Raw genomic sequence first — 17,934 nt, 5'->3', positions numbered from 1 at the left:
TTATGGGACCAAAAAGAGAACATTTCAACTAAAACTTACATTACTTACTGTTCTGTAATTGTATTAAGGAGTCGTTTACGCCAATCTGCGCTGGAGATAATTACTGCCGATGGACGAATAAATGCTTGTTTTTTATGAAGAACGCCTTGCGTTTCTGGCTGTCCCAAAAACCGGCAGCACCGCTTATCATACGGCTTTGCGGGACCGTGCCGATCTGGTTGTCACCGATCCGCCAGATCTGAAACACGCACCTGTCCGCCGGTATGATCGGTTTTTCCAGAACATTTTCCGTAAAATGTACGATACTGAGATGGAAATCATGGCGGTTGTTCGTGAACCGGTCGATTGGCTAGGCAGTTGGTATAGGTTTCGCGGCCGCCAAGAGCGTCTTGACCACCCGCATTCAACACATGACCTGAGCTTTGATGATTTCGTCCAGGCCTATATGCGCACACCCCGACCTGAATTCGCCGATGTCGGCAGTCAAAGCCAATTTTTTCGCACCCGCAACAACGGGCGTGGCGCCACCCATGTCTTCAAATATGAAAACCAGGACAAAATTCTCGATTTCCTGCAAAACCGCTTGAATATGGATATCCGGCTGCAACGCGAAAACGTGTCACCCACACGAGACCTAACACTGGGTGCAGAGACATTGACCAAGTTCCGCAATACCCACTCCGCGGAATTCGATTGCCACGCCTCGGCACTTTGAAACCCTAATTGATCTGCTGAAAAACAGCTTCGGTCAGTTGGTTTAGTGAAAATGGTTTGGGCAGGAAAGTTGAATCGGAAATCTCTGGTCCGGAATCGCCAAACGCACCCTCTGTGTATCCAGACATGAATATGACCCGGACATCTGGCCTGTTCTGCTTAGCGATACGAACCCAGGTCGGACCATCCAATCCGGGCATGACCACATCGGTGACGAATGCGTCAACATTCAATGTGCCATCTTCGAGAAGCCTTAGAGCCTCTTCTCCCGAATCGGCCTCGAGCACAGTGTAGCCTTTCAACCTCAGTGCGCGGGTCGCGAAGGCCCGAACCGGGGCTTCGTCTTCGACCAGCAGCACGACACCCTCACCCTGGCGAACCGTTGGTTTCTCAGGGGATTGCGCAGGCGCTGCCTCGGTTTTTTTGGGGGCGGTTGAAACCGGCAGGTACATAATAAACTCGGTCCCTCTCCCCTGAATGCTGTCGACAAAAATAAAACCGCCGGTTTGCTTTACAATTCCGTAGACAGTCGACAGGCCCAAACCTGTCCCCTCACCCGTGCGTTTGGTTGTAAAGAAAGGCTCGAACACTTTCTGTAGCTTATCGGGGGCAATCCCCGTACCGCTATCAATGACTTTGACGGTGACGTATTCACCAGGTTGTACCGTAGCGCGATCCCTTGTGAAGCGTTCTGTCAGCACGACCACTTCGGTTTCGATCCTGACCTCACCACCTTCAGGCATTGCATCGCGGGCATTTACGACAAGATTCATCAACACCTGCTCTAGCTGGCGTTTATCCGCACGAACCGCTTTCAGAACGGGATCGTGGCTGAGTGTCAGCTTAATCTTTTCTCCGACCAGACGATTTAGCAGATGAATAAGGTCTGAGATCGTATCTCTGAGATCCAGGATTTCCGGCTGCAAAGTCTGTTTGCGCGAAAAGGCCAGCAGTTGGCTCACCAAAGCTGCAGCACGGTTTGCGTTCTGATTGATTTGTACAAGATCCCCGTAGTCAGGGTCATTCTGGTCGTGCCGCAAAAGCAGAAGATCGCAATGTCCGGAAATCGCCGTTAGCAAATTGTTGAAATCATGCGCTACACCGCCAGCCAGTTGGCCAACGGCCTGCATTTTTTGTCCCTGCACAAATTGCGCTTCTAAAGTCTTGAGTTCGGTAGCATCATTCAGAACCGCAATCAGTCTGACTTCTCCCTCGCTCAGCACACGTTTCAATGTGACCTGTACGAATATCTCGCGGTCTTCCCGTGTCAGCCTCAGGAATTCAGATCGTGGAACGGCGCCCTCATTTGAAGCCTGCGTCAGCCAATCCAGAACCGGATATCCCAGACCATGCATGATATGCACAACATTGGATTCTCCGGGCTCTATGTTTCCGACAAGACGCGTTGCCAGCCTGTTGGCCTCAAGGATGCTCCCGTCGGGAGACAGGGTCATTACCGGGACCGGAAGATCCACAAATGACGCGCCAATTCCACTTTCCTGTGCACGATCGAGCGGTAGAACAAGCAGATCGCGCGTGGTTCCCGACCGAGACAGTTCGGCCATCGTAGCCGGAATTGGCCCCTGTGCCGTCTGTACCTGCACAACCTCACCCAATTCGGGCTGCGCGCCAGTCAGAACCTGTGCAAGGTTGTCGGGTCGTTGCCCCAGGATTTGTTCCGCCGCCCCGTTGATCCGCAGCAATGCTCCGTTTCTGCCTTCGGTCAAAATGGGCACAGGCACAGCATCCCACTGACCTGTTCCATCCAGATGAAACCGCCAAAAGAAAAAGTTTTTCCCAACACCGAGAACAGAAATCGGTACGGTTGTCTCTAAAGTGACAACGTCTTCTCTTGCACGGCCATGGATCTCGGCCAAAGACTGTAGGCGCAGCAAAATTGCCGACGGGTTCGCAAAAATAGACTTTAGACCTTCATCCAGCCGGTTGCCGGGAAAAACATGGAGCTGAGCCCGGGCATGAGAATTGCAAATCAGAACATCACCCTGTGCATTGGCAATCGCGCAGGGGTACAGCTCTTCTTCGGCAAAAACCTCCATAACCCTAAGCTCACGACGTACCGAGTCGTCGGAAATCAGCGCCCTCACCACGACCAACAGTGATGCAGCAAGCAAAGACACACCTGCCACCACAAGGCCGAGATTCCAGGCTTGGGGAATGATTCCTGCCAGCGGCAGCAGTGAGAGCAACACCCCTAGCGCAACCAATGGTGCTAGACGCAAACCGCTTGGTGAATTTCGTAACTTTGGATCAGAATAGAAATCTGCGGTATCGGACATTAAATACTCAACTTGCCGGGCTAGGTGTAACCCAACGCAAAAGGGTTAACGCCCACTTAATTAACAAAGTGAGCAATTCTCCTTTAGGTTGCTATTTGTCCGCCAACTACCGCGTCAAGTGTGACGTGAAAAACCCGTCAGTACCGTGTGATACATACCACGTTTTGCGAAACGTCTCGGTCCATTCGGGGTGCGCCGCCACGAACGCATCGACCACTGCACCGTTTTCGACCTCGAGCAAGGAACATGTTGCATAGGCAAGAACACCCGCTGGCCCCACCAAAGGCGCGACATCATCTAGGATCGTCCGCTGCGTTTCCGTAAGCCGGTTCAGTCCATCTTGTGTAAGAGACCATTTTCCCGCCGGGGCGCGACGCCAGGATCCGCTGCCTGAACAGGGGGCATCCGTCAGCACAATGTCGAATGGTGCCTGCGCAGAGATCTCGTCATTGGTCAGGAGTGTTATCTGTGCACCCGCTCTCTCGGCCCGGGCGGGCAAATCACGCATTCGCGCCGCATTAACGTCATGCGCGAACACATCTACACCGTGATGCGCGGCCAAGGCCAAGGCTTTGCCGCCACCGCCGGAACAATAATCCAGAACCCGCATGCCGGGGTTTAAGTCTAATGATTCAACCACGGCCTGGCTCGCCGCATCCTGCAGTTCGACCAACCCATCAGTATAGGCACGGCTTCCTGAGATTTTCCGCTCGCCCTCGACAACTTCGAGTGCGGTCGAACAAGCGGGATGTGGCCTCGCTTGGATGCCGTCCGCCAGCAAGACCGAGACCGCCTGATCGACACTCGACTTAATCAGATTGACCCGCAAATGAACCGGGGCCCGAGCGCGCAATGCCTCGGCCACTGGAAGGGTCAAATCACCCAAAGACTCTTGAAAGGTTGGCCAAAGCCATTCCGGTATGTCGTATTTCTGGGCGTCGGATTCACATGGTTTAGCCTGTTCGTGTTCTTCCAAACTGGCCGGAGCGTACCCTTCGCCATTGAATATCTGATCCAGATCGACTTCTTGCATGCGCATCGCGCCGATCATCAACCCCCGACCGGTTTCCACCCCACCTGCCGCCGCAAATGACCTTTTGCACCGCAAAGCACCAAACACGTGGTCGCGAATAGCAGCCCTGTCTTTGGAACCGGCGAAACGGCTTCGCCGCGCCCAACCTGTCAGGGCCTTTTCGACCGGGGCACCCGAAAGAATCTGATCAAGAATTTCGATGGAGGCCTGAACACGTGCGGCGGGGGTCATTTCATTCTCCGTTATAGTGCAGGGCAAAAACGCAAAGCGGCGCCCTCACCGGGGCGCCGCAGTTCAGGTTCCGGCAATTTACATCACTCGATAATTCGGGCTTTCGCGTGTGATTTGCACGTCATGCACATGGCTCTCCTTCAGGCCAGCCCCTGTGATTCTGACGAAGTTGCAGTTCTTTCGCATCTCTTCGACCGTGGCGCAGCCGGTATAACCCATGGCTGCGCGCAGGCCGCCGACCAGTTGATGCACAACCGCGCTGGCCGAGCCCTTGTAAGGCACCTGCCCTTCGATCCCTTCGGGCACCAGCTTGTCGCTGGCGGCATCCTTCTGGAAATAGCGATCCGCAGAGCCGCGTGCCATCGCGCCTAGACTGCCCATGCCGCGATAAGATTTGAACGACCGGCCCTGATACAGGATTACTTCGCCCGGGCTTTCATCTGTTCCGGCGATCATTGAGCCAACCATGGCACAGGACGCACCCGCCGCAATCGCCTTGGCAAAATCGCCCGAGAATTTGATACCACCATCCGCGATAACCGGCACATCGCCGGCGGCCGCGGCGCAATCCATGATCGCCGTCAGCTGCGGCACGCCCACACCGGCCACCATCCGCGTAGTACAGATCGAACCCGGCCCGATCCCCACCTTGATGGCATCCGCGCCTGCGTCGATCAGCGCCTTGGTTGCGTCCCCAGTGGCGACGTTACCGGCAATGATCTGCACCTCGTTCGACAGGGTCTTGACCCGCTTCACCGCGTCCAGCACCCCTTGAGAATGCCCATGAGCGGTGTCTACAACGATAATGTCGACACCGGAATCCACCAGTTGTTCGGATCGTTCGAAACCAGAGTCTCCAACCGACGTCGCTGCCGCGACTCGCAGACGCCCCAACCGGTCTTTGCAGGCCGTTGGGTTCAGCACCGCCTGTTCAGTATCTTTTAAAGTCAGCAGACCCGTCAGCTTGCCCGCCCCGTCCACAACCAGAAGCTTTTCGATCCGACGCGCGCGCATCAGGCTTTTGGCCTCTTCCAGATCGGCGGGTTCCTGAAGCATCGCCAGATTGTCCGAGGTCATCATCGCGTGAACCGGCGTATCATCCGAAGTCGCAAAACGCATATCACGGTTGGTCAGAATACCGACCACGCGGCCTTCTTCGTCCACCACGGGAAAGCCGGTGAAGTTATAACGCTGCACCAACGCGTTGGCGTCCGCCAGCGTCTGATCCACCCGCAGTGTCACCGGGTTGTAAACAATACCGGATTCAAATCTCTTGACCCGCCGAACCTCTCGGGCCTGCTCTTCGATCGACAGGTTCTTGTGAACCACGCCGATGCCGCCCGCCTGCGCCATGGCGATGGCCATGCGCGCCTCGGTCACCGTGTCCATCGCCGAGCTGAGCAGCGGGATGTTCATGGTGATTTCCCGCGTCACGCGCGTGGTCGTATCCGCCGTGGCCGGCAGCACAGAAGATGCGCCCGGAACCAGAAGAACGTCGTCAAAGGTGAGTGCCTCACGAATCTGCATCTGTTAACCCCATGCAAAAGCCCGTTTGACGGTGACCCTATTGCATGGATTGCATCTAAGGAAAAGCCCCCGACATAAACTAGTTTTTACCTGCTGGTCGGTGCTGCGGCAAAAAACGACGCAACGCACACAAAACGTGCCGCTGAATGGCCTTTCCCTTTGCGTACAAAACCATATCTTGCCCGACATAGGCGCGAATATAAAAGGCAGGCCAATCATGACCACCGACCCTCTTGTTGTCTTTACCCCATCGGGCAAACGCGGGCACTTTCCCGTAGGCACTCCGGTTCTGACTGCGGCACGGCAACTGGGTGTGGATCTGGATTCCGTTTGCGGTGGACGCGGGATTTGTTCGAAATGCCAGATCACACCAAGCTATGGCGAGTTTCCCAAGCACGGCGTGACCGTAGCCGACGGTGCACTAAGCGAATGGAACGCGGTTGAACAGCGCTATGACGACAAGCGCGGATTGAAACCCGGCCGCCGTCTTGGATGTCAGGCCACGGTTCAGGGGGATGTGGTGATCGACGTGCCACCAGAAAGCCAGGTGCACCGTCAGGTCGTACGCAAGGCCGCCACAGCACGCGCCATCACAATGGATCCGGCCACCCGGCTGTATTTTGTTGCGGTAGAAGAACCCGACATGCATTCACCAACCGGCGATCTGGAACGTCTGGAACGCGCGCTGCGCGAGCAATGGAACGTCGAGGCCGTTACGGCTGATCTTTCCTTGTTGTCCAAACTGCAGCCTATATTGCGCAAGGGTAAGTGGGAGGTCACCGTTGCGGTGCATAAAGGCCACAAGGACGAGGTCGCACGGATCGTGGAAATCTGGCCTGGATTGCACGAGAACGGACTTTTCGGTCTGGCCATCGACCTCGGCTCTACCACGATTGCAGCTCACCTGACCGATCTGGACACAGGCGAGGTCAAGGCATCTTCAGGCCTGATGAACCCCCAAATCCGCTTTGGCGAAGACCTGATGAGCCGCGTGTCCTATTCGATGATGAACCCTGGCGGCGACAAAGAGATGACCCGAGCCGTTCGCGAAGCGATAAACGATCTGACAACATCCATCGCGGATGAGGCCGGGATTGACGCCAACCTGATTGTCGAAACGGTGTTCGTCTGTAACCCGGTCATGCACCATCTGCTGCTTGGGCTGGATCCGGTCGAGCTGGGCCAAGCGCCCTTTGCCTTGGCTACGTCCGAAAGCATGTCTTTGCCCGCGCGCGAAATGAATCTGACCAACATGAACCCACGTGCGCAGGTCTACATCCTGCCCTGCATTGCGGGTCATGTGGGTGCGGATTGTGCGGCGGTTGCCTTGTCGGAAGAGCCCGGCAAATCCGAAGATCTGGTTCTGATCGTAGATGTAGGCACCAATGCTGAGATTTTGCTGGGCAATACCAGCCGGGTTCTGGCGTGCTCCTCACCGACCGGCCCGGCCTTTGAAGGCGCGCAGATCAGCTCTGGTCAGCGTGCCGCCCCCGGTGCGATTGAGCGGATCGAGATTGATCCTGTCACTAAAGAACCCCGTTTTCGCGTCATCGGGTCCGAGAAATGGTCGGATGAAGAGGGTTTTGATAAAGACATCGCAACCACTGGCATCAGTGGCATCTGTGGATCAGGCATTATTGAAGCGGTGGCGGAAATGCGTATGGCGGGTTTGCTGGATGAAAGCGGCCTGATCGGATCCGCAGAACAAACGGGCACATCACGCAACGTCCCCGAGGGGCGCACCCATTCCTATCTGATCCACGACGCAAGCGCCGAAGGCGGCCCACGTATCACAGTCACTCAGGGCGATATTCGCGCGATTCAACTGGCGAAATCCGCGCTTTATGCAGGCGCGCGGCTTTTGATGGACGAAATGAACGTGGATACTGTCGACCGCATTGTTCTTGCTGGTGCCTTCGGCGCGCATATTTCGACCAAACATGCCATGGTTCTGGGAATGATCCCGGATGCGCCCTTGAACAAGGTTTCAAGCGCGGGCAACGCCGCCGGTACGGGCGCCCGGATCGCCCTTTGCAACATCGGGTCGCGGAGTGAAATTGAACGCGTAGTACGCGAAATCACCAAGGTTGAAACTGCCATCGAGCCCAAGTTTCAGGATCATTTCGTGGCAGCGAACGCGATCCCCCACAAGACGGATCCATTCCCGGAATTGGCAAAAGTGACGACCCTGCCCGCGCCCTCGTTCAACACCGGTGGTGGAGATCAGGAAAACTCTGGCCGCCGCCGTCGCCGGAGGTCATAGTCGCGGCAACCACGGAGGGGTACGATGCAGTCGGTGAATGAGGAACAGGCAGAATACTGGGGAAAATCCGAAGCCGGAGCCAAATGGCTGACATATCAGGATCAGTTGGATCAACTGATGGCTTCGGTTCTGGACCTTGTGCTGGAGAATGCCCAGCTTAAACTAGGAATGCATGTGCTCGACATCGGCTGTGGCACTGGCGAAAGCTCACTTGCAGCCGCGCGATTGGTCGGGCCAGATGGCGATGTTCTGGCCGCCGATATATCGCAAGCGTTTCTTGATCGTGCCAGCGCCCGAGCCTCGGAAAACGGGCTGAGCAACATCAGCTTTCAACATACTGACGCGCAGATATTCGGGTTTCCTGCCGATCAGTTGGACGCCGCGATTTCACGGTTCGGCGTGATGTTCTTTGACGATTCGGTTGCTGCATTCGCCAATATCGCCCGCGCACTTAAACCCGGCGGGCAGATGACCTTTGCAGCTTGGGGGCCATTGGATGGCAACCCGTGGTTCAAAATACCCCATATTGCTGCGGTAAAACGCCTTGGGCAGCCGCCTCGGGTAGATCGTTACGCGCCGGGTCCGCTGGCGTTTCACGATCTGGATCACGTCACCGGCATGATGCAACAGGCGGGGCTGTCGGACATTCAGGCCCAAGCCATCTCCGTAAACCTGCCCGGCGCTGGCGGGTCAGAGGAAATAGCCGCTTTGTGCACCCGCGTCGGCCCCGCCGCGCGAACCATCGCGCATTTCGAGGGCACCGAACAGGACGCAGCAGCAATCCAGCACGAGGTCTGTCAGGAATTCGCCCAGTTCACATCCGAAACCGGCCTGCACATCCCGGCGGTGATAAACCTGTACCAAGCGCGTCGATCGAACTGAATGGAGCGGGTAGCGGGAATCGAACCCGCGCGTTCAGCTTGGGAAGCTGACAGGCTACCATTACATCATACCCGCCGCTGCTAGCTGAATATCACCGGTACAAGATCAGGTTCAAGCGGTTTTGATCCAAACCATCAGGCTATTTGCGACGGCGAAGACAAAAAAGGCCGGATCAAAAGATCCGGCCAGAATGTTGTTTTATAACGTTTATGCGCGGCGACGACGGCCACCGCCGCGACGACCACCTCCGGCCCCTTCAGCACCGGCTTCGCTGGGGGCTTTGTTGAATTTGATCCAAGCCCCGCCATGCGGATCGTTATTGGTCAGCAAGTTGGCGGCGCGGATGGCCTCCATCTCTTTACCGGCGCGCGGCAAGGTCGAACCCAGGCCAAACAGCTGGCAGAAGGTCTCATCATCCATGTCCGCCGGCAGGATGATGCCCTTTGCTTCAACCTCAGCCTTCTTCTCGGCCAGCTTCTTGGGACCAACCGGCAAGGCAACGGGGTTCATGATCGCCGAGGTCATGCCGGCGCCCATAGCCATTGGCAGGAAGGCGTTGTTGATACCATGGCGGTTCGGCAGACCGAACGAGACATTGGACGCCCCGCAAGTGGTGTTCACGCCCAGTTCCTCACGCAAACGACGAACCAGAGCAAACACCTGCTGACCGGCAGTTGCCATTGCGCCGATAGGCATCACCAGTGGATCGACCACGATGTCATGGGCCGGGATCCCGAAATCAGCGGCCCGTTCGACAATCTTTTTGGCCACTTCGAACCGCACATCGGGATCTTCCGAAATCCCCGTATCGTCATTTGAGATCGCCACCACAGGGACATTGTATTTCTTGACCAGCGGCAGAACCAGCTCCAGACGATCTTCTTCGCCTGTGACCGAATTCAACAGAGGACGGCCCTCTGCCGCCTCAAGACCCGCTTCCAGAGCTCCCGGAACCGATGAATCGATGCACAGCGGCACTTCGACCAGCCCCTGCACCATTTCAACGATCTTGCGCATCAGCGGCGGCTCGGTCTCGTTCGGATTGGGGTTCGAGTTATAGACAACGCCCGCGTTGATATCCAGAACGGTCGCGCCAGCGGCTACCTGCGCGATGGCGTCCTTTTCAACGGTCGAAAAATCGCCTGCTTCCAGTTCCGCCGCCAGTTTCTTGCGGCCTGTCGGGTTGATCCGCTCACCGATCACGCAGAACGGTTCGTCAAAGCCCAGGACGGCGGTTTTTGTTTTTGATTCTACGACTGTACGGGTCATGTCCGATCCTTAGGAGGTTACAGGCTTTGCCGAAGCGCCGCCGTTGTTGATGGCCCAGTTGGCGTTGGTCTTGATGCCGCCAAGCGGGAAGAAGTGTACGTTTGTGATGTTGAAATCCGGGTTGGCCGCTTTGTGGTTGGCCAGCTCGGTGATCACATCCGTGGGCTCATAAGGCAGCAGCAGCTTGGACACGTCCATGGCGCGCTTTTGCAGGACCTTCAGTGACGGGCCAACGCCGCAGGCGATGGCGAATTTGATCAGTGTTTGCAGTTTTGCCGGACCGGCGATGCCGATATGAACCGGAATGTCGATCCCCGCCTCTTTCAGGCTGTCGGCCCAGGCGATGATCGGCTTGGCGTCAAAGGCAAACTGAGTGGCCAGCGCCATTTCGGCATCTGTGGTCTCAGAGAACTTCTGTTTCCAACGCAGCGCGTCGTCAACATTCTTGGTCGATCCGTCAGGGTCGATGTCCTTGTTGCCTTCAGGGTGGCCCGCGACGTGCAGACGCTTGAACCCGGCCTTGTCGAACAAACCAGTTTCCAGCAGCTGCATCGAGCTGTCGAAATCACCATGAGGATTCGCGACACCACCGGCCAGCAACAGCGCCTGATCCACACCTGCTTCACCCTGGTACATGGAAATCCAGTTTTCCAGCGTCGCCGTGTCTTTAATGATCCGCGCCGGGAAATGCGGCATAACAGGATAGCCGTCCGCCGCGATGCGCTTGGCGGTCTTGACCATGTCTTCGATCGGAGTGCCTTCGATATGGGCAATATAGACGCGTGTGCCTTCAGGCAACAAAGCGCGAAAATCCTCGACCTTCTCGGCGGTGCGCGGCATCACCTCAATCGAATAGCCCTGCAGGAAGGCTTCGACGGTTGGATTTACCGGACCGTTTTCGGCGGCATCACGTTTCTTGAAGTTCAGCAAAGCCATAGCGGCCTCCCATATAGATTTCGAGCTCATGCCCAACCGTCATTGGCGATCAGAGCCTTGATACGGTCCTGATCATATTCCGTTTCCAAACGCACAGCCTGCTGTTCGGCAATTTCGGACGGATCGCCCTCAACCGCGAAAGGCGCGGCCTTGCGCCATTCGGCTAGATAGGCATCGCTGTCCTTGGCGTTCACCTTCATGGCAGCGCGGTCAATGGCTTGCTCGAACCGTTCTTCCAACTGCCGTTTTGCGCCCCGGCGGCCCTTGCCGACGATGACTTGGGCGGGAATGTCGCGCCAGTATACGATGGTGACGTCAGGCATCTGCTTTGATTCCTCCTAACCAGATGGACCGGTTCTAAACTTCAATGTGGTCGCAGGTCGGTCGATTTTCGACACAAGGCGCATTTCAAACGACGTTTTCACCTACAACGGGATACACGGCTTCTAACGAATTGTTCCTGTAAACCGCACCTCAAAATTCTCATCACTTTAATGAGTATCTTGCACGAACCAAAAGGCCGACCTATGGTCGGGGTAACTCGTAAATCGGAGGGCGTTGAAGATGGCGCCCAAGCGTCCCAAAGGTGCGGGCGCGTTCCCGAAGGCGGTCGAAAGCCCCGCGCCGGCAAGACCCGATCCTGATGCGCTTTATGCCGCGCTGGATTTGGGAACAAATAGCTGTCGCATGTTAATTGCCCAGCCCAAGGGCAGCGGGTTTCATGTGGTGGACAGTTTTTCTAAATCCGTGCAGTTGGGCGCGGGCTTAGAGCGGACGGGGCGCTTGTCTCGGTCGTCGATGGCGCGCACCATTCAGGCGTTGCGCATTTGCCAGCAAAAACTGAAACGCAACAAGGTCAAGCGGATGCGTCTAGTCGCAACCGAGGCTTGTCGCCGTGCAAAAAATTCACGTGAATTCATTCGCCAGGTAAAGGGTGAAACCGGGTTGACGCTTGAGATCATCCAGCCCGAGGAAGAAGCGCGTCTGGCCGTAATATCCTGTGCCCCACTGGTGTCCACTAAGACAGAACAGTTGTTGGTTGTGGATATTGGCGGCGGTTCGACAGAGCTTGTCTGGATCGACATATCCTCGCTTCCGCGTCGGGATCGCCCGGCGGCGATTATGCGTCTGCATAATGGATTTCATACAACAGACAGCCCGTTTCCTGCAGCCAAGGTTGTGGATTGGATCAGTGTTCCCCTCGGCGTTGCGACGCTGCGCGATCAGTTCCATGATGTCGAAGATGATGCGGCGCGGTTTGCTTTGATGAGCTGGTTTTTCGAAGAAAACCTAGCCGATTTTGCGCCTTATAAGGATGAGCAAGCCCGCGAAGGTTTTCAGATCGTCGGCACCAGTGGCACGGTTACGACAGTCGCAGCCTCACATCTGGGATTGAAGCGGTATGACCGGACCAAGGTAGACGGTTTGCGCATGACAAGCGATCAGATTGACAAAGTGATACGCGGGTATCTAGAACTCGGCCCACTGGGGCGGCGGAGAGATCCGCGTATCGGCGATGACCGCCAGGCCCTGATCATGTCCGGCTCGGCCATATTGCAGGCTTTGTTACGATGTTGGCCAACCGACCGTCTTTCAGTGGCGGACCGGGGGCTGCGCGAAGGCCTGCTTTATGCGCAGATGAGCGCGGACGGTGTATTGGAAGACGGACCGTTCTGATGGCGAAGACACCTACTGGCAAAAACAATTCGGGCCGCGGGCAGCGCGACCTGAAGGTTAAGGTCAAAACCGCCCGCGGGCGCAAAATCAGCTCGACCCGGTGGTTGGAACGTCAGCTGAATGACCCCTATGTCAAGCGCGCGCAGGTCGAAGGCTATCGTGGCCGTGCGGCTTTCAAGATATTGGAACTGGACGATAAATTTCGCTTCCTGGTTCCAGGTGCGCGCATCGTCGATCTGGGTTGCGCCCCAGGCGGCTGGCTGCAGGTTGCGGTCCAGCGCGTTAATGCATTGGGTGAGAAAAGCGGTAAGAAAATCGGCACTGTTCTGGGTGTCGACATACAAGAGGTCGAACCAGTGGCCGGGTCCGAGGTTCACCAGTTGGACTTTATGGAGGACGATGCCGACCAAAAGGTCAAAGACTGGTTGGGTGGCAAAGCTGACGTGGTGATGTCAGATATGGCTGCTGCGTCCTCGGGGCATAAACAAACCGACCATTTGCGGATCATGGCCCTGTGCGAAACCGCCGCCTATTTCGCCTTTGATGTGCTTGAACAGGGCGGCACGTTTGTCGCCAAGGTTCTGGCCGGAGGGGCCGAAGGGGATCTGCAGAAGATTCTGAAACAGAAGTTTGACAAGGTGGCGCATGTTAAACCACCGGCATCCCGCGCCGACAGTTCGGAAAAATTCGTTGTGGCAACAGGATTTCGCGGCTGAAGTTAATCTACGAAGTCAGCCAGAGAACGCGCAAGGCGCTGTTCACGCAGCGAAGATATTGCGTTTCCTTGCAACAACAATGCCTCACCGTGACTGATATCCGTCGCCGGTTTGGCCCGTAATTCTTCAATCCGCCGGGTCAGCGACGATGGATTTTGCGATTTCGCGCTTTCGGGCAGTTTGGTCATGAGGCCTCACCTTGATGCGTATGGGGTCACAGTCCCATGCAGTTTTGGTAAGAAAAGTGCCGATTTCATGACGCAAACCGGGCTTTGAATTGCTATTTTACAGCCCCAGCCACCCTGCCCTTCAGGTTTGTCCGTTACTTTGATCCTGCAAATCCATCAGCGCGCCGTTGAATTCAGCGCCCAGAATCAGGATGGCCGCGCATAGATACAGGAAAATCAACGCAGCCATCGCCCCCGCAAGACCAGCATAAGTAGCGCTGTACGAGGCGAACTGTCCGATATAGATCGAAAAGCCCCAACCGCCCATCGCCCACAGAGCGAGTGTCAGAACAACGCCCGGAAGGATCTGCCACAGCCGATGGCGGCGCGTCGGCAGCACAAGATGTGCAACGATAACCGTGCCCGCAGGAACCGCCACGGTAAAGGTCCAACGCAATCGATCCACAGACAACCAGTCTGATACGTTAACGTCAGTTTTTTCGGACACGAGGCGCGTGTAGACCGGCAAGACGACTTCGACGGCGGCGATGGCCAGAATGGCCGCCCCGCCAACAATCACCAATCCCAGGCACAGCAAGCGTGTCTTCCAGAATGGCCAGGCGTCATGATCATGATAGGCCTGATTCATGGCTGCCCGCACCGCAACTACGCCGTTTGAGGCAAAGAAAATGGCCAGCAGACCGCCCAGGGTGATTACCCCCGAACCTGATTCCGCCAGGACCGAGCGCAACTCTCCCACAATCGGGCCGGCGACATCTTTTGGCCAGGCGCCAAAGATCAGTTCGATCAGCTCGTCCGTGACATAATCCTGAGACAGCGTACCAGCCAGTGCCACAGTGAACAGAACAAACGGAAACAGGGCCAGCATCAGGGACATGGCAACGTGGCTGCTCATAACCATGCCGTTTTTGGCCCCAAATCGCCCCAAGGCCAGCCAAAGGGCTCGAATTACTCTTCCAGTCAGGGGAATCAAACTTGTCGTCATCCGAAAACTCTACCCTGACTGTATTCGAACCAGAACCGGCAAAACCCGACTGGACGCAATTAACCAACTCCAAATGTTTGGTTGCATTGCATAATCCCTTTGTCCCGTGCAGGATCGAAACGGAACCTACACAAAGCCGGGCGAAAAATGCCAACCAGCGACCAGAACCCAAGCATGCCGAACAGGTTGCGCCTATCGGTTGTCCGCGACACCGCGATTGTCGTGTCACTGGTCGTATTGGGGCTTTATGCAGGTTCCGCTTTTCTGATCCCGCTGACCATGGCCTTGCTGATCAACGTCCTGATCATCGCGCTGAGTGACCGGGTTATTGCGCTGACCAAGGCTCCGGTATGGTTGGCTAACCTGGCTGGAGTGACCGTGGTTTTGGTCGGGTTGTTCATGATCATGTATATTCTGGGCAATCAGGCGACGCAGTTTGCACGCTCGATCAATACATACGAAAGCCAGTTCGACGAGGCCGTTAACCGCATAAACGACCTTGTGGGCAACGATATCACGGCCTTCATCAGGGACAATCTAGTCAACATTGATATGTCTTTCGTCGCCCGGATGTTGCTGGGCAGCGCAACGTCCTTGCTGAACCAGTTTTTCCTCATCAGCCTTTACGTTGCCTTCCTGATGGCCGAACGTCTGGCGTTCCGCAAAAAGATCCGTATGGCCGCCGGTGACCCTAAAACCGGTGCCGAGTTCGCTTTGGTTCTGGACGCGATTTCCTTTAGTCTGCAGCGTTATGTCGGAGTAAAGACCTTTATCAGCCTGATAACGGCTGGAATCAGCTATGTGGTCTTCAAAACCCTTGGTCTTGAGTATTCCGAGACATGGGCCGTGCTGACCTTTGCCTTGAATTTCATACCCTCGATTGGGTCAATTATTGCGGTTCTGTTTCCAGCGGCGATTGCACTGGTTCAATTTGAAAGTATCGGGCCGTTTCTGATCATAGTTTTCGGCTGTGGCACGCTTCAGTTCATGATCGGTAATTTTCTGGACCCGGCCATGCTGGGCCGATCGCTGAACATGTCGACATTTCTCGTCATTCTGGCACTTATGTTCTGGACCACGGTCTGGGGTCTGATCGGAGCCTTCCTGAGCGTTCCGCTGACCGTCTGCATCCTGATCATCTTCAGCCATATACCCGCATTGCGCCCGATCGCAATTTTAATGTCCCTGAATGGTGAACTCGGCGACGAAGGGCCGCCATCGGGGAATACAGTCTGAACAGGCCAATCCCCAATGCAACTTGAAACACTAAGGAAAATGCCAGGATCGAATCCTCCATGCTGACACTCTTTGTTTCCCTCTTTATCCTATGTTTGTACCTGACCGCCGCGGTCTTTTCGATACGCGCGGCTCAAACAGCGCGCACACCGCAGGGTGCCGTGGGATGGGTGGTGTTTTTGATCTCGGCGCCGATAGCTGGCGTACCGCTATACTTGTTTCTGGGACATCATCGTTTTCGCGGGTATCGCCTGGCCCGAAAGCACGCTGAGACTGTTGTCGAAGGGATAAAGAGCTTTGCGGATTTTTCGCGCCCAGATCCGGGCATGATTACGATCAACCCACTCCCTTTCGAAGAGCTTGCGCATCTACCCATATCACGTGGCAACGGTGCAGATTTGCTTGTCGATGGGCAGGCAACCTTTGACGCTATCTTTCAGGCTATCGACGCGGCTCAGGACTATGTGCTTGTCCAGTTCTACATCGTGCGTGATGACGGATTGGGGCGGCAACTGCAAAGCAAACTGATTGCCGCCGCAGAGCGCGGTGTGCAAGTTCGCTTTATGACCGACGCCGTGGGCAGTTATGGCCTACCGACAAGCTACATCACGTCGCTGCGCGCGGCGGGAATTCACGTTGCCGGTCAGCATGAAAAGCGCCATCCAGGACAGCGATTTCAGCTAAACTATCGCAATCACAGGAAAACGGTGATCATTGACGGTGAAATCGGCTTTATCGGCGGCCACAATGTCGGCGACGAATATCTCGGTCAGTCCGCAAAGTTCGGACATTGGCGGGACACACACATAAGGCTGACTGGACATATCGTGCGCCAACTACAACTGATCTTTACAGAGGACTGGTACTGGGCGCATCAAGAAGACCTGATAGATCAACTGGCCTGGGCGGGTCAGGAATCTGATCAGGACATGAACGCCCTTCTCGTCGCCACAGGTCCGGGGGACGAAACCGAAACCGGCGCCATGATGTTCTTTTCTGCAATCACGGAAGCAAAGGAACGATTGTGGATCGCATCCCCCTATTTCGTTCCTGATATCGACATCATGACCGCACTACGCCACGCTGCAATGCGCGGGGTAGATGTTCGCATTCTGGTTCCCGACGTGATTGATCACCGCTTACCTTGGCTGGCGGCCTTTGCCTATTTCGACGAGATCAGGGAATGCGGCGCGCGGGTCTACCGGTACACCAATGGGTTCATGCATCAAAAAGTATTTCTGGTGGACGACACTCTGACCGCTGTTGGCACCACCAATCTGGACAATCGTTCTTTCCGCCTGAATTTTGAGGCGATGGCCCTGTTCTTTGACAAGGACGCGGCCCATGCGGTTCACAACATGCTGCTGATGGACTTTGAATCCAGCTATGAGCTGGACAAAACCTTGCCCGAACAACCGGCCTATATTCGGTTCGGCTCGCCTCTGGCGCGGTTGTTCGCACCAATCCTTTAAAGGATCGACTCTTCCTGCAGCACCCGCGACATGACCGCGACCAAAAAGGCTGTGGACAGCCCAAATGCCAAAAGCCCGGTGACCGAGGCAAAGGCACCAAAAATGCGCAGCCCGTCGTCCAGAACAATGTCGCCGTAGCCCAGCGTTGTGAACGTAACCAGAGAGAAATACAGCGCCGAGTTCCAGTCCGCCAGAACATCCCCAAAGACCCAGACAATCGCCCAAAGCCAGACCTGAAAGGTATGGATCATCACGATAAAAATCAGCGCGATAGTCAGCGGGCTTGCAATGGTGACGAACCTTTTGCTTTTTTCCAGTTTGATCGACATTACCCGGATGATCTGCATGCACCAGGTCAGCAGGGCAATTTCGATCAAAAAGCAGATACCCAAATAAACGCTTCCCCAGATAATCTGCTCGGATAAGGTCACCGGCGCCCATCCCCTCTGTTTTTAAGTCTCGTCACAATCGCTTCAAATGCAGGATTGGGCAACCCTGCGTCTGCGAC

General features: G+C 55.8%; 16 protein-coding genes and 1 tRNA gene. 7 read left to right on the top strand and 10 right to left on the bottom strand.

What is annotated here, in order from left to right; genetic code table 11:
• Positions 1 to 121 precede the first annotated feature (121 nt).
• Positions 122 to 715 (top strand): sulfotransferase family 2 domain-containing protein, encoded by a 594-nt coding sequence (locus AC2FIZ_RS02630; RefSeq protein ID WP_281994593.1) that lies wholly within the window; start codon positions 122 to 124, stop codon positions 713 to 715.
• 4 nt (positions 716 to 719) lie between these two features.
• Here the strand turns inward: AC2FIZ_RS02630 and AC2FIZ_RS02625 are convergent, their stop codons facing one another.
• From AC2FIZ_RS02625 to guaB, 3 genes are all read right to left on the bottom strand, one after another.
• Entirely contained in the window at positions 720 to 3,011 is a 2,292-nt protein-coding gene (locus AC2FIZ_RS02625; RefSeq protein ID WP_282021233.1) for a hybrid sensor histidine kinase/response regulator, read from the bottom strand.
• Between the two features lie 106 nt (positions 3,012 to 3,117).
• Positions 3,118 to 4,275, bottom strand: coding sequence for an RsmB/NOP family class I SAM-dependent RNA methyltransferase (locus AC2FIZ_RS02620; protein ID WP_281972073.1), 1,158 nt, complete (start codon positions 4,273 to 4,275; stop codon positions 3,118 to 3,120).
• A 78-nt stretch (positions 4,276 to 4,353) separates the two neighbouring features.
• Complete coding sequence (gene guaB, locus AC2FIZ_RS02615; RefSeq protein WP_281972072.1) at positions 4,354 to 5,802, bottom strand: IMP dehydrogenase; 1,449 nt, start codon at positions 5,800 to 5,802, stop codon at positions 4,354 to 4,356.
• A gap of 217 nt (positions 5,803 to 6,019) precedes the next feature.
• Between guaB and AC2FIZ_RS02610 the strand changes: the two genes are divergently transcribed.
• Both AC2FIZ_RS02610 and AC2FIZ_RS02605 read left to right on the top strand, forming a co-directional pair.
• Positions 6,020 to 8,065 carry an ASKHA domain-containing protein gene (locus AC2FIZ_RS02610; protein ID WP_281972071.1) on the top strand — a complete coding sequence of 682 codons (2,046 nt, stop codon included), beginning with the start codon at positions 6,020 to 6,022 and terminating at the stop codon, positions 8,063 to 8,065.
• 24 nt (positions 8,066 to 8,089) lie between these two features.
• The gene (locus AC2FIZ_RS02605) at positions 8,090 to 8,947 is read left to right on the top strand and encodes a class I SAM-dependent methyltransferase (protein ID WP_496790551.1); all 858 of its coding nucleotides are present in this window, start codon (positions 8,090 to 8,092) and stop codon (positions 8,945 to 8,947) included.
• 1 nt (position 8,948) lies between these two features.
• On the opposite strand, the gene AC2FIZ_RS02600 is transcribed toward AC2FIZ_RS02605, so the two are convergent.
• The 4 genes from AC2FIZ_RS02600 to AC2FIZ_RS02585 form a co-directional block, all read right to left on the bottom strand.
• Positions 8,949 to 9,022: transfer RNA gene (locus AC2FIZ_RS02600), tRNA-Gly, on the bottom strand.
• Between the two features lie 132 nt (positions 9,023 to 9,154).
• A complete protein-coding gene (locus AC2FIZ_RS02595; RefSeq protein WP_281972069.1) occupies positions 9,155 to 10,216 on the bottom strand; it encodes a methyltetrahydrofolate cobalamin methyltransferase in 1,062 nt (353 codons plus the stop codon).
• Between the two features lie 9 nt (positions 10,217 to 10,225).
• The gene (locus AC2FIZ_RS02590) at positions 10,226 to 11,152 is read right to left on the bottom strand and encodes a methylenetetrahydrofolate reductase (protein WP_281995000.1); all 927 of its coding nucleotides are present in this window, start codon (positions 11,150 to 11,152) and stop codon (positions 10,226 to 10,228) included.
• Positions 11,153 to 11,178: 26 nt separating this feature from the next.
• Positions 11,179 to 11,475: a virulence factor gene (locus AC2FIZ_RS02585; protein WP_142633696.1), complete on the bottom strand. Its 297-nt coding sequence runs from the start codon at positions 11,473 to 11,475 to the stop codon at positions 11,179 to 11,181.
• 241 nt (positions 11,476 to 11,716) lie between these two features.
• Here AC2FIZ_RS02585 and AC2FIZ_RS02580 point away from each other — a divergent pair, with 241 nt between their 5' ends.
• Together AC2FIZ_RS02580 and AC2FIZ_RS02575 are read left to right on the top strand one after the other, a co-directional pair.
• On the top strand, positions 11,717 to 12,829 hold the full coding sequence (locus tag AC2FIZ_RS02580) for a Ppx/GppA phosphatase family protein (RefSeq protein WP_142633694.1): 1,113 nt from the start codon (positions 11,717 to 11,719) through the stop codon (positions 12,827 to 12,829).
• A complete protein-coding gene (locus AC2FIZ_RS02575; RefSeq protein ID WP_142633692.1) occupies positions 12,829 to 13,545 on the top strand; it encodes an RlmE family RNA methyltransferase in 717 nt (238 codons plus the stop codon). The genes AC2FIZ_RS02580 and AC2FIZ_RS02575 overlap by 1 nt, the downstream gene beginning before the upstream one ends.
• Before the next feature lie 2 nt (positions 13,546 to 13,547).
• Here AC2FIZ_RS02575 and AC2FIZ_RS02570 read toward each other — a convergent pair whose 3' ends face one another.
• Both AC2FIZ_RS02570 and AC2FIZ_RS02565 read right to left on the bottom strand, forming a co-directional pair.
• Entirely contained in the window at positions 13,548 to 13,733 is a 186-nt protein-coding gene (locus tag AC2FIZ_RS02570; RefSeq protein WP_496748909.1) for a hypothetical protein, read from the bottom strand.
• A 121-nt stretch (positions 13,734 to 13,854) separates the two neighbouring features.
• Complete coding sequence (locus tag AC2FIZ_RS02565) at positions 13,855 to 14,718, bottom strand: YihY/virulence factor BrkB family protein (protein WP_142633688.1); 864 nt, start codon at positions 14,716 to 14,718, stop codon at positions 13,855 to 13,857.
• A gap of 147 nt (positions 14,719 to 14,865) precedes the next feature.
• On the opposite strand from AC2FIZ_RS02565, the gene AC2FIZ_RS02560 reads away from it, so the two are divergent.
• Together AC2FIZ_RS02560 and cls are read left to right on the top strand one after the other, a co-directional pair.
• Entirely contained in the window at positions 14,866 to 15,954 is a 1,089-nt protein-coding gene (locus AC2FIZ_RS02560) for an AI-2E family transporter (protein ID WP_142633686.1), read from the top strand.
• Positions 15,955 to 16,013: 59 nt separating this feature from the next.
• Positions 16,014 to 17,426 carry a cardiolipin synthase gene (gene cls, locus AC2FIZ_RS02555; protein ID WP_496790549.1) on the top strand — a complete coding sequence of 471 codons (1,413 nt, stop codon included), beginning with the start codon at positions 16,014 to 16,016 and terminating at the stop codon, positions 17,424 to 17,426.
• Here the strand turns inward: cls and AC2FIZ_RS02550 are convergent.
• Positions 17,423 to 17,857: an ion channel gene (locus AC2FIZ_RS02550; RefSeq protein ID WP_271947221.1), complete on the bottom strand. Its 435-nt coding sequence runs from the start codon at positions 17,855 to 17,857 to the stop codon at positions 17,423 to 17,425. The two genes, cls and AC2FIZ_RS02550, sit on opposite strands and share 4 nt — an antisense overlap.
• Positions 17,858 to 17,934 lie beyond the last annotated feature (77 nt).

Source organism: Ruegeria sp. CDSB022 (assembly GCF_059611145.1).
Note: the sequence above shows the minus strand (reverse complement) of the source record. Positions and strands in the feature narration are given on the sequence as shown.

Coding starts and splice junctions, on each gene's coding strand:
- AC2FIZ_RS02630 (WP_281994593.1), top strand. CDS start 122: ATGCTTGTTTTTTATGAAGAACGCCTTGCGTTTCTGGCTGTCCCAAAA.
- AC2FIZ_RS02625 (WP_282021233.1), bottom strand. CDS start 3,011: ATGTCCGATACCGCAGATTTCTATTCTGATCCAAAGTTACGAAATTCA.
- AC2FIZ_RS02620 (WP_281972073.1), bottom strand. CDS start 4,275: ATGACCCCCGCCGCACGTGTTCAGGCCTCCATCGAAATTCTTGATCAG.
- guaB (WP_281972072.1), bottom strand. CDS start 5,802: ATGCAGATTCGTGAGGCACTCACCTTTGACGACGTTCTTCTGGTTCCG.
- AC2FIZ_RS02610 (WP_281972071.1), top strand. CDS start 6,020: ATGACCACCGACCCTCTTGTTGTCTTTACCCCATCGGGCAAACGCGGG.
- AC2FIZ_RS02605 (WP_496790551.1), top strand. CDS start 8,090: ATGCAGTCGGTGAATGAGGAACAGGCAGAATACTGGGGAAAATCCGAA.
- AC2FIZ_RS02595 (WP_281972069.1), bottom strand. CDS start 10,216: ATGACCCGTACAGTCGTAGAATCAAAAACAAAAACCGCCGTCCTGGGC.
- AC2FIZ_RS02590 (WP_281995000.1), bottom strand. CDS start 11,152: ATGGCTTTGCTGAACTTCAAGAAACGTGATGCCGCCGAAAACGGTCCG.
- AC2FIZ_RS02585 (WP_142633696.1), bottom strand. CDS start 11,475: ATGCCTGACGTCACCATCGTATACTGGCGCGACATTCCCGCCCAAGTC.
- AC2FIZ_RS02580 (WP_142633694.1), top strand. CDS start 11,717: ATGGCGCCCAAGCGTCCCAAAGGTGCGGGCGCGTTCCCGAAGGCGGTC.
- AC2FIZ_RS02575 (WP_142633692.1), top strand. CDS start 12,829: ATGGCGAAGACACCTACTGGCAAAAACAATTCGGGCCGCGGGCAGCGC.
- AC2FIZ_RS02570 (WP_496748909.1), bottom strand. CDS start 13,733: ATGACCAAACTGCCCGAAAGCGCGAAATCGCAAAATCCATCGTCGCTG.
- AC2FIZ_RS02565 (WP_142633688.1), bottom strand. CDS start 14,718: ATGACGACAAGTTTGATTCCCCTGACTGGAAGAGTAATTCGAGCCCTT.
- AC2FIZ_RS02560 (WP_142633686.1), top strand. CDS start 14,866: ATGCCAACCAGCGACCAGAACCCAAGCATGCCGAACAGGTTGCGCCTA.
- cls (WP_496790549.1), top strand. CDS start 16,014: ATGCTGACACTCTTTGTTTCCCTCTTTATCCTATGTTTGTACCTGACC.